At 61.3% G+C, this 10976-nt stretch carries 9 protein-coding genes; 7 read left to right on the forward strand and 2 right to left on the reverse strand.

Annotated elements, in window-relative coordinates; genetic code table 11:
• The coding region (locus AACR77_RS06400) for a LysR substrate-binding domain-containing protein (protein ID WP_231563166.1) at positions 1-297 on the forward strand (297 nt) is incomplete at its 5' end.
• 194 nt (positions 298-491) lie between these two features.
• Here the strand turns inward: AACR77_RS06400 and glpK are convergent.
• Both glpK and AACR77_RS06410 read right to left on the reverse strand, forming a co-directional pair.
• Positions 492-1994 (reverse strand): glycerol kinase GlpK, encoded by a 1503-nt coding sequence (glpK, locus tag AACR77_RS06405; protein ID WP_010674229.1) that lies wholly within the window; start codon positions 1992-1994, stop codon positions 492-494.
• 54 nt (positions 1995-2048) lie between these two features.
• A complete protein-coding gene (locus AACR77_RS06410; protein WP_042880435.1) occupies positions 2049-2897 on the reverse strand; it encodes an MIP/aquaporin family protein in 849 nt (282 codons plus the stop codon).
• 490 nt (positions 2898-3387) lie between these two features.
• Between AACR77_RS06410 and glpT the strand changes: the two genes are divergently transcribed.
• The 6 genes from glpT to tyrA form a co-directional block, all read left to right on the forward strand.
• Positions 3388-4743, forward strand: coding sequence for a glycerol-3-phosphate transporter (gene glpT, locus AACR77_RS06415; RefSeq protein ID WP_041212777.1), 1356 nt, complete (start codon positions 3388-3390; stop codon positions 4741-4743).
• Between the two features lie 101 nt (positions 4744-4844).
• Positions 4845-5603, forward strand: coding sequence for a DeoR/GlpR family transcriptional regulator (locus tag AACR77_RS06420; RefSeq protein WP_010674233.1), 759 nt, complete (start codon positions 4845-4847; stop codon positions 5601-5603).
• 449 nt (positions 5604-6052) lie between these two features.
• Positions 6053-7540: a glycerol-3-phosphate dehydrogenase gene (glpD, locus tag AACR77_RS06425; protein WP_042880436.1), complete on the forward strand. Its 1488-nt coding sequence runs from the start codon at positions 6053-6055 to the stop codon at positions 7538-7540.
• Positions 7541-7642: 102 nt separating this feature from the next.
• A complete protein-coding gene (gene glpQ, locus AACR77_RS06430) occupies positions 7643-8722 on the forward strand; it encodes a glycerophosphodiester phosphodiesterase (protein ID WP_042880437.1) in 1080 nt (359 codons plus the stop codon).
• Between the two features lie 371 nt (positions 8723-9093).
• Positions 9094-10167 carry a 3-deoxy-7-phosphoheptulonate synthase gene (locus AACR77_RS06435; RefSeq protein ID WP_010674236.1) on the forward strand — a complete coding sequence of 358 codons (1074 nt, stop codon included), beginning with the start codon at positions 9094-9096 and terminating at the stop codon, positions 10165-10167.
• A 118-nt stretch (positions 10168-10285) separates the two neighbouring features.
• A partial coding sequence (tyrA, locus tag AACR77_RS06440) for a bifunctional chorismate mutase/prephenate dehydrogenase (RefSeq protein ID WP_231563167.1) occupies positions 10286-10976 on the forward strand: 691 nt, incomplete at its 3' end.

A 10976-nucleotide genomic window follows, 5' to 3' on the forward strand; every position in this document is an offset into this window, starting at 1 on the left:
CACAGTCTATTGAGCGAGGAGCAGGGGGACCGATTCGCCATCCCCCCGACCCTGCGGGCCAGCAGCGGGGAAACCTTGCGTCAGCTGGCGCTGGCGGGGCAGGGGATCGTCTGCCTGTCGGACTTCATGACGGGGGATGACAGGGCGAGCGGGGCGCTGGTGGAGGTGCTGGCCCGCAGCAACAGCGGCGCCTCGCGCCCCATCCATGCGGTCTTCTACTCCGATGCCCAGCGGGACATCCGGCTGCGGGTCTGGCTCGATTTCCTGAAAGAGCAGCTCGGCAACCACGCGCTCTAGGCGTGTTCCGACAGGGCCAATCCCCTCCCGCCCTTCCCCTCCACGAGGGGGAGGGGTCATTTTCTCCCACCCCTTGGCAAGGGAAGGGTTGGGGTCGGGGGCGGTCAGAACACTCGCGCTCGCCAATAAAAAGAGGCCGACATCGCTGTCGGCCTCTTTGCTTTTTTCATCTCAAGGACGCGTCGGTTACCCCATCACTCCTCTTCGGCCCAACGGCGTGAACGTTCTACCGCCTTCTTCCAGCCGCTGTAGCGCTTGGCGCGATCGTCGCGGTCCATCTGCGGAATGAACTCGCGGTCCACGCTGAACTTGTCTTCCAGCTCTTCGGAGCTCTTCCAGAAGCCCACGGCGAGGCCGGCCAGGAAGGCGGCGCCCATGGCGGTGGTCTCGATGCGGGTCGGACGCACCACAGGGGTGTGCATCATGTCAGCCTGGAACTGCATCAGGAAGTCGTTGGCCACGGCGCCGCCGTCCACCTTCAGGGCTGCCAGCTTGATGCCGGAGTCCTGCTGCATGGCATCCAGCACGTCGCGGCTCTGGTAGGCGATGGATTCGAGCGCCGCACGGATGATGTGGTTGCGGTTGGCGCCACGGGTCAGGCCGACCATGGTGCCGCGAGCATACGGATCCCAGTAGGGGGCGCCCAGGCCCACGAAGGCCGGCACCAGGTAGACACCGTTGGTGTCGCCTACCTTGCTCGCGAAGTAGTCGGTATCGCGGGCATCGTGGATGATCTTGAGCTCATCGCGCAGCCACTGGATGGTGGCGCCACCCATAAATACCGCACCCTCGAGGGCATAATTCACTTCCCCTTTCGGGCCGATGGCGACCGTGGTCAGCAGGCCGTTGCTGGAGCGAACCGGCTCGGTGCCGGTGTTCATCAGCATGAAGCAGCCGGTACCGTAGGTGTTCTTGGCCATCCCTTTTTCGAAGCAGAGCTGGCCGAACAGGGCGGACTGCTGGTCACCGGCGATACCGGCGATGGGGATGCGGGCGCCGCCGCCACGGGTGGTGTAGCCATAGACCTCGGAGGAGGGTTTGACTTGCGGCAGCATGGAGGCGGGGATGCCCAGCTCGTCCAGCATGCGCTCATCCCACTTCAGGTCGCGGATGTTGTAGAGCATGGTGCGCGAGGCGTTGGTCGGGTCGGTGACGTGCACCTCGCCGTTGGTCATCTTCCACACCAGCCAGGTGTCGATGGTGCCGAACAAGAGCTCGCCGTTCATCGCCTTCTCCCGGGCCCCTTCCACGTTGTCCAGGATCCACTTCACCTTGGTGCCGGAGAAGTAGGCGTCCAGCACCAGACCGGTGTTTTCACGAACGTACTCTTCCAGGCCGCGCGCTTTCAGTTCTTCACAGATGGCGGCGGTACGGCGACACTGCCAGACGATGGCGTTGTAGATGGGCTTGCCGGTGGCCTTTTCCCAGACGACGGTGGTTTCACGCTGGTTGGTGATGCCGATGGCGGCGATCTGCTCGCTGTGCAGGCCGCTCTTGGCCAGCACTTCGGTGAAGACGGAGGACTGGGTCGCCCAGATCTCCATGGGGTCGTGCTCGACCCAGCCCGCTTTCGGGTAGTGCTGGGTGAATTCGCGCTGGGAGGTCGCGACGATGTTGGCGTCCTGATCGAAGACAATGGCACGGGAGGAGGTGGTGCCCTGGTCCAGCGCAACGACAAATTTCTTTTCAGCAGACATGATGTTCTCCACGTTTTTATTTTCCACGTTGTTACACGTTGGGGAGGGCCGCTCTCAGGCGGCGGCCTCTTCTTTGTTAGACAGCTTGGAGGCTTCTTCGGTGGCGACGCGGTTGCCCGGGACGCAGGGAGCCAGCACTTTCACATACAGGGCGGTACCGATCTGGGCGCCGACGATGGGGCCAAGGATGGGGACCCAGAAGTAGGGGTTGTCACGACCACCGGTCAGGGCCACGTCACCCCAGCCAGCCACGAAGGCGAACAGTTTGGGGCCGAAATCACGGGCCGGGTTCATGGCAAAGCCGGTCAAGGGGCCGAGGGAGGCGCCGATCACCGCGATCAGGATGCCGATGAGCAGGGCGGCGGCGAAGCCTTTGGGGGCGCCGTTGTTGTTGTCACCCAGTGCCATGATGCCCAGCATCAGGACGGCGGTGATCACCATCTCGACCGCGAAAGCCTGCATGTTGGAGAGCAGGGCATTGGGGTAGGTGGAGAAGATGCCTGCGGTGCCGAGGCTCTCGACGCTGCCGCGCACCACGTTGTGGGTCAGCTCCCACTGGGTGAACAGGTTGCTGTAGAGGGCGTAGACCAGGGCGGCGGAGGCGAATGCCCCGGCTATCTGGGCGATGATGAAGGGCACCACCTTGCGCTTGTCAAAGCCGCAGAAGGTCATCAGCGCCAGGGTCACGGCAGGGTTGAGGTGGGCACCGGAGATGCCACCGGTGACATAGATGGCGATGGCGACACCCAGGCCCCAGGTAATGGAGATTTCCCATTGCCCGAAGTTGGCGCCAGCCAGCACCAGGGCGGCCACGCAACCGACGCCGAAGAAGATCAGCAGGCCGGTGCCGATAAACTCGGCGAGGCACTCGCCAAGCAGGGTATTGGGTCTTTGTATGCTCATAGTTGTTATTCCTTATATCCACCCACAGTAGGTTTGATGTTCCGTTTTGTTATCTTTCATTCCCATTCATTGCGCCCGAAAACGTTTCTTCTTGTTTTTTGAGCTTGCGCAAACGTTATGCTCGTTTGCGCTCGTTCTTGGACGAGAGAGAAAATAAACCTTCTGCGTCAATTCACCATACCCCCGCCACTGGAAATGTGGGCAAGATCCCATTCATTGCTAAGAAAATGTGACGAAAAGCAACAGTTGTCGGCCATATTACTCCTTAGTGAGTAGCCAAAAGCCACGCCATGCGTGGGCTGACCCTGGATGCGCGTTCACTCACTGCGTCACAATTTTTGTAATAAAACTGCAATAATTTAGCGCTCATCACAGATTAAATGTTCACAAATGAGCACAATAGGCTCGCTTGCGAATCAAGATGCGTCTGATCGCCGGCATGAGCGGGGCGTCCTCAACCGCCCAGAACAACAATAAAAGGAAGCAGAACATGCTTAGTCTCTTCAGGCCTGCACCCCATATCGACCGGCTGCCGGCCGACAAGGTGGATCCCTTCTACAAACGCATGCGTTGGCAGGTGTTCTTCGGGATCTTCTTCGGGTATGCGGGTTACTACCTGGTACGGAAAAACTTCAGTCTGGCGATGCCCTACCTCATCGAGCAGGGCTTCTCCCGCGGGGATCTGGGTCTGGCCCTCTCCGGCGTCTCCATCGCCTACGGTCTCTCCAAATTCCTGATGGGGAACGTGTCGGACAGATCCAACGCGCGCTATTTCCTCTCCGCCGGTCTGCTGCTCTCGGCAGGCATCATGTTCATGATGGGGACCATGCACTGGGCTACCTCCAGCATTGGCATCATGTTCGTGCTCCTGTTCCTGAACGGCTGGGCACAGGGCATGGGCTGGCCTCCCTGCGGCCGTACCATGGTGCACTGGTGGTCACAGAAGGAGCGGGGTGAGATCGTCTCGGTCTGGAACGTGGCCCACAACGTGGGCGGCGGCATGATAGGCCCCCTGTTCATCCTCGGCATGGGCTGGTTCAACGACTGGCGCAGCGCCTTCTATGTGCCTGCGGCGGCGGCGGCGGCCATCGCGGTGATCGCCTTCTTCGTGATGCGCGATACCCCGCAATCGGTCGGTCTTCCCCCCATCGAGGAGTACAAGAACGACTACCCGAAGGATTACAACGAAAGCCACGAGCAGGAGTTCTCCGCCAAGGAGATCTTCATGAAGTACGTGCTGCACAACAAGCTGCTCTGGTACATCGCCATCGCCAACGCCTTCGTCTACCTCATCCGCTACGGCGTGCTGGACTGGGCGCCCACCTATCTGAAAGAGGCCAAGGACTTCAGCGTGGATCACTCCTCCTGGGCCTACTTCCTCTATGAGTGGGCGGGGATCCCGGGCACCCTGCTGTGCGGCTGGATCTCCGACAAGATGTTCAAGGGCCGTCGTGCCCCGGCAGGCATCCTGTTCATGGTGCTGGTGACCCTCTCCGTGCTGGTCTACTGGTTCAACCCGGCGGGGAACCCGACCATCGACATGATGGCCCTGGTCGCCATCGGCTTCCTCATCTATGGCCCCGTCATGCTGATCGGCCTCTACGCCCTGGAGCTGGCGCCCAAGAAGGCGGCCGGTACCGCGGCGGGCTTCACCGGCCTGTTCGGTTATCTGGGTGGCGCGGTCGCGGCCAACGCCATGCTGGGCTATACCGTTGACCACTTCGGCTGGGACGGCGGCTTCATGGTGCTCACCGTCTCCTGCGTGCTCTCCATCATCCTGCTGGCCATGACCCTCAAGCACGAGAACGAGTCGATTGCCGCCAAGGCGGCTGCCCATAAGGCATAAAACGTGATCCTGCCCTTATCGATTGGAAAAGGGATCAGGTACACTGCCAAAGGCCCCGCACCTGCCGGGGCCTTTTTTCGTCTCATCTGCGGAGTGCAAGCGTGAAGCAAACCCAACGACATCTGGAGATCCTGGACGTCCTGACCCGGCAGGGTTTCGTCTCGACCGACGATCTGGTGACCCATTTTGACGTCAGCCCCCAGACCATTCGCCGGGATCTCAACGATCTCGCCGAACAGAACAAGATCCGGCGCCATCACGGCGGGGCCTCACTGCATTCGAGCACCGTCAACACCGCCTACAGTGCCCGCAAGGTGATGCAGCTCAAGGAGAAGGAGCGCATCGCCCGGGAAGTGGCCGCCAACATACCCGACGGCTCGTCGCTCTTTATCGACATCGGCACCACCACCGAGGCCATCGCCCGTGCCCTGCTCGACCACCGGGAGCTGCGCGTGGTCACCAACAACCTGAACGTCGCCAGCATCCTGACCGCCAAGGATGACTTCACCGTCATCATCGCCGGCGGTGAAATTCGCAACCGGGATGGCGGCATTGTCGGGGAGGCGACCCGCGACTTCATCGGCCAGTTTCGCATGGACTACGGCGTCATCGGCATCTCGGGCATCGACAGCGACGGCTCCCTGCTCGATTTCGACTATCACGAGGTGAAGATCGCCCAGGCCATCATCGCCCACTCCCGCCAGGTGTTCCTGGCCGCCGACCACACCAAGTTTGGCCGCAACGCCATGGTCAACCTCGGCAACCTCAACCAGATCCACGCCCTGTTCACGGATCAGGAGCCGCCGGAGAAGCTGATGCGACTGATGTCCCAGCATCAGATCGCCTGCCATATCTGCTGAGCTTCCCCGCACAGGCATCAGGCCGCCTCGGGGCGGCCGCTTTTTTTCCTGCCCCTCCCGGCCTGCGGCGTCTCCCTTGCGGCGCCTAAGAGGCCAGTTCCTGGCGCTGACACTCCTTCATTTGACCCCCTGATGTTGCCCCCGCACTCGGGCGCCAGGTTTGCACCGACGCTAGGCGCCTGTGAGGGATTCACGCCATGGCGCTCATCACTTTGCCTCATGGCCTCCCCATCCGTGACTCTTTGTTCTCCTCCCAGCCCGAAGTGGCTGTTTCCGGCAGACCTTAGCCTTGCCAGGCCGTCACCGACTGGCAGCATTTTTAGCATTGTGAAAACAATCGCGATCACATTTCTCTCACGAAATGTTCGTTTATTGGTTTTTCATGTTCTAATATGAGCGAAATCAAACATTGCTGTCATGGCAAACACAAAATAAGAAAGTAGGTGAACATGAGCGAACATTATGATCTGGTCGTCGTCGGCGGCGGCATCAACGGGGTCGGCATCGCGGCAGATGCGGCGGGGCGGGGGCTGAAGGTGGCGCTGTTCGAGGCGAGCGATCTCGCCTCTGCCACCTCGTCCAACTCCAGCAAGCTGATCCACGGCGGCCTGCGCTACCTCGAACATTACGAATTCCGGCTGGTGAAAGAGGCGCTGGCGGAGCGGGAGGTCCTGCTCGGTATGGCTCCCCACATCGCCCGTCCCATGCGTTTTCGTCTGCCTCATCGCCCGCACCTGCGTCCGGCCTGGATGATCCGAGCCGGTCTCTTCCTTTATGACAACCTGGCCAAGCGGGACAAGCTCAAGGGGAGTTGCGGTCTGCGCTTCCTGCCGCAGGACGGTCTCAAGAGCGGCATCAACAAGGGCTTTGAATACTCGGACGCCTGGGTCGACGACGCCCGGCTGGTGGTGCTCAATGCCATGCTGGCGCGGGACAAGGGCGCCGATGTGCAGACCCGTACCCGCTGCGTCAAGGCGGTGCGCGGATCCAAGCACTGGACCCTGACGCTGGAGCGGGAAGGGGGCGAGCAGTTCACCGTCAGCTGCCGTGGTCTGGTCAATGCGGCGGGCCCCTGGGTCAAGACCTTCTATGACGAGAGCCTGAGCGAGAAATCCCCCCGCGGCATTCGCCTCATCAAGGGGAGCCACATGATAGTGCCGCGCATCCATGAGCGCGAAGAGGCCTACATCCTGCAAAACGAGGACAACCGCATCGTCTTCGTCATCCCCTACCAGCAGGACTATTCCCTCATCGGCACCACGGACGTGGAGCACAAGGGCAGTCCGCGGGAGGCCAAGATCAGCGATGCCGAGATCAACTACCTGTGCAAGGTGGTCAATGCCCACTTCACCAGGCAGATAAGCCCGGCAGACGTGGTGTGGACCTATGCCGGGGTGCGCCCCCTGTGTGACGACGAATCTGATTCACCCCAGGCGGTGACCCGGGACTACACGCTCGAGCTCAGTGGTGAATCCGACGGCGCGCCGCTCTTGTCGGTGTTTGGCGGCAAGCTCACCACCTACCGCAAGCTGGCCCAGGCCGCCTGCAACAAGCTCAAGCCCTGGTTCAGCCAGATGGGAGAGGACTGGACCGCCAACAGCCGGCTGCCCGGTGGCGAGTTCGACTGCTCGGTGCGTGAACTGGCGCGAGCCTTTGCGCTGGAATTCGACTGGCTCGACGATCGCAGCGCCCTGCGCATCGCCGAATCCTATGGCGCTCATGCCCGCCTCTGGCTGAAGGAGGAGCGCGGCCAGCACTTTGGCGCCGGGCTGTATGAATCCGAAGTGCGCTATCTCATCGCGCGCGAATGGGCTCACTCCCTGGAGGACATCCTGTGGCGCCGCAGCAAGCTGGGGCTGCGCCTGTCGGAATCCGAACAGCAGCAGCTCGGTGCCTGGCTGCACGAACACCACCACGGCCTGCCCAAGGCCAGCTGATGACCCACGGCGGGCGGCCTTTGCCGTCCGCCGTCAAACTGCAATAAACCCCTGCTATAACAATTACCTGCATCCTACACACCATAACAACGAGATCTCTTGATGAAGCAACCTCACCGTACCCTGATAGCCCTTGGCCTCGGGGCTGCCCTGGCGCTGCCTGCACTGGCGGCCGACGAAGGCAAAATCGTGATCGCCCACCGTGGTGCCTCCGGTTACCTGCCGGAACACACCCTGGAATCCAAGGCCCTGGCCTATGGCATGGGCGCCGACTATCTGGAGCAGGACCTGGTGATGACCAAGGATGACCAGCTGGTGGTGATGCACGATCACTTCCTTGATGGCATCACGGACGTGGCCGAGCGCTTCCCCGGCCGGGCCCGCCCGGACGGTCGCTACTATGTGGTGGATTTCACCCTGGAGGAGGTGCGCTCCCTGCGCATGACCGAGCCGTTCCAGCTGGTGGACGGCAAGCAGGTGCCGGTCTATCCGGCGCGCTTCCCGCTGTGGAAGTCGAGCTTCAGGATCCACACCTTCCAGGAAGAGATCGAGATGATCCAGGGGCTCAACAAGAGCACCGGCAAGCACATCGGCATCTACCCGGAGATCAAGGCTCCCTGGCTGTTCCGCCACGAGGGCAAGGACATCTCCAGGGCGGTGCTCAAGGTACTGAAGGAGTACGGCTACACCAGCAAGAGCGACAAGGTCTATCTGCAGTGTTTCGATGCCAACGAGCTCAAGCGCATCAACAGCGAACTGATGCCCGCCATGGGTATGGACTTGAAGTTGGTGCAGCTGATGGCCGAGACCGACTGGAACGAGACCATGGTCTACGATGCCAAGGGCAAGGCAACCCCCTATGACTACGACTGGATGTTCAAGCCGGGGGCCATGAAGACCATCGCCACCTATGCCGAGGGGATAGGTCCCTGGAAACCCATGGTGGTGACCGAGCCGGGCACTCCCGGCAAGCCGGTCTTCACCGGCATGGTGAAAGAGGCCCACGCGGCCGGTCTCAAGGTGCATCCTTATACCTTCCGTCAGGATGAGGGGCAGATCCCGGCCTATGCGAAAGACTTCACCGACCTGCTCAACATCTTCCTCTACCAGGCCGATGTGGATGGGGTATTCAGCGACTTCCCCGACAAGGCGGTCGAGGCTATCAAGGCTCACGGTAAATAATAAAAGAAGAGCAACACGGGAATGCAAGCGGGGCCAGGTGCCCCGCTTTTTTGTGCCCGGCATTATCGCCGGGATGAGGGGCCGGATAAGGGGCCATGAGAGGGGGCAGAGAGATGATATTGAAATGGATGCGTGTAATTAAATCTTTACGATTTGGAGCTGGTTTGGCCTCGCGAGTCGCTACTTTTGAGTTGTTTCACTCTGCATTCTTGGTCATTTATCCATCTTTCAGCGTGCAAATACGCTAGTTTCACTTGATTGTTTGTTTTTCCTTGGTAAGGTGGGGGCGGTTGCGTAACAAAGCGCTGACTTGTGTAAACAAAAACGAACGGTCAGTGCCCTTGGCTTGAAACAGTAGAGAGAATGAGAAGATGCAAAGAGATCCCCTGAACAACATCCATATCCAGTCCGAACAAGTGATGATCACGCCTGCCCAGCTCAAGGAGAAACTGCCCATCTCCGATCGCGCGCTGGCATTCGTGCAAGGGGCCCGCAATACCATCGCCGACATCATCCACCGTCGCGATCACCGCTTGCTGGTGATCTGTGGTCCCTGCTCCATCCACGACATGGACGCTGCCAAAGAGTACGCAACCAGACTCAAAGCGCTGCATGACGCCTATCAGGACTCTCTCTACATTGTCATGCGGGTCTACTTTGAGAAGCCGCGCACCACGGTCGGTTGGAAGGGCTTTATCAACGATCCGAACCTGGACGGCACCTTTGACGTGGAGCTGGGTTTGCACCGCGCCCGCGAGCTGCTCTGCTGGCTGGCCGAGCTGGAGTTGCCGCTGGCGACCGAGGCGCTCGACCCCATCAGCCCGCAATACCTGGCGGAGCTCTTCTCCTGGTCTGCCATCGGTGCCCGCACCACCGAATCCCAGACCCACAGGGAGATGGCCTCCGGCCTCTCCATGCCGGTTGGCTTCAAGAACGGCACCGACGGCAACCTCGGCACCGCCATCAATGCGCTGCAGGCCGCTTCCAGCCCCCACGCCTTCATGGGGATCAACCAGCAGGGTCAGGTCGCGCTGCTGCAGACCCAGGGCAACCCGGATGGCCATGTGATCCTGCGCGGCGGCAAGCACCCGAATTACGATTCCGTCAATGTGTCGCTGGCGGAAGAGGCGCTGGAGAAGGCGGGTCTGCTGCCCGGTCTGGTGGTGGATTGCAGCCATGGCAACTCCAGCAAGGATCACCGGCTGCAGCCCAAGGTGGCCGACAACGTCATTCACCAGATCCAGGAGGGCAACCGCTCCATCATCGGGGTGATGCTCGAATCCAACCTGTTCGAAGGCAACCAGTCCAGCGAGCAGCCCAAGTGCGAGATGCGCTACGGCGTCTCCATCACCGATGCCTGCATCGACTGGGAGACCACGGATGCGCTGCTGGCCCGCTGCCACAGCCAGCTGGCGGCACCACTTTTGGCCAGAACATCGGCATAAGCCGTGGTATCTTGTTGTAACTGATTGAACCATCGAGGTATCACTGCCCACGCAGTGATACCTTGTTGCCTCTTGAATGACAGGGCGTCGCTGCGGGCGGCGCCAGCAGGGACTGGACATGGCGGAAGAGTTGAATGCCCTCAGGGACAAGATAGATGCGGTGGACAAGCAGCTGATTGATCTGCTGGCCGCCCGTCTCGCCCTGGTGGGGGAAGTGGGGGAAGTGAAGAGCCGGTACGGCCTGCCCATCTATGCACCGGATCGGGAGGCGAGCATGCTGGCCCGCCGCCGCGCCGAGGCCGAGGCACTGGGGGTGCCGGGGGACCTTATCGAGGATGTGCTGCGCCGGGTGATGCGCGAGTCCTATATTCTGGAGTCCGCCAGCGACAAGGAGCACCACTTCAAGTGCATGAAGCCTGAGCTCGGCAAGGTGGTGATCATCGGTGGCCAGGGGCAGCTTGGGCGTCTGTTCGGCAACCTGTTCAGCCTCTCGGGCTACCGGGTCGAAACCCTGGGTCAGGCCGATTGGCCGCGCGCCGACGAGATCCTGTACGGCGCCGGGCTGGTGATGGTGGCGGTGCCCATCGACGTCACCTGCCAGGTGATCGACCGGCTCGGCAACCTGCCGGCGGACTGCCTGCTGGTGGACGTGACCAGCGTCAAGAGTGAACCGCTTGCCCATATGCTGGCGGTACACCAGGGGCCGGTGCTGGGGCTGCACCCCATGTTCGGGCCGGACGTGGCGAGCCTCGCCAAGCAGGTGATCGTCTGCTGTCAGGGGCGCGAGCCCGCCGCCAGCCAGTGGCTGG

This window comes from Aeromonas sp. ZOR0002, from assembly GCF_963866995.1.
In the GTDB taxonomy this organism is placed as follows: Bacteria; Pseudomonadota; Gammaproteobacteria; order Enterobacterales; family Aeromonadaceae; genus Aeromonas; species Aeromonas caviae.

What these genes read in the sequence shown, in the direction of transcription:
- glpQ (WP_042880437.1), top strand. Translation starts at nt 7,643, where the DNA reads ATGAAGCAACCTCACCGTACCCTGATAGCCCTTGGCCTCGGGGCTGCC.
- AACR77_RS06410 (WP_042880435.1), bottom strand. Translation starts at nt 2,897, where the DNA reads ATGAGCATACAAAGACCCAATACCCTGCTTGGCGAGTGCCTCGCCGAG.
- glpK (WP_010674229.1), bottom strand. Translation starts at nt 1,994, where the DNA reads ATGTCTGCTGAAAAGAAATTTGTCGTTGCGCTGGACCAGGGCACCACC.
- glpT (WP_041212777.1), top strand. Translation starts at nt 3,388, where the DNA reads ATGCTTAGTCTCTTCAGGCCTGCACCCCATATCGACCGGCTGCCGGCC.
- AACR77_RS06435 (WP_010674236.1), top strand. Translation starts at nt 9,094, where the DNA reads ATGCAAAGAGATCCCCTGAACAACATCCATATCCAGTCCGAACAAGTG.
- glpD (WP_042880436.1), top strand. Translation starts at nt 6,053, where the DNA reads ATGAGCGAACATTATGATCTGGTCGTCGTCGGCGGCGGCATCAACGGG.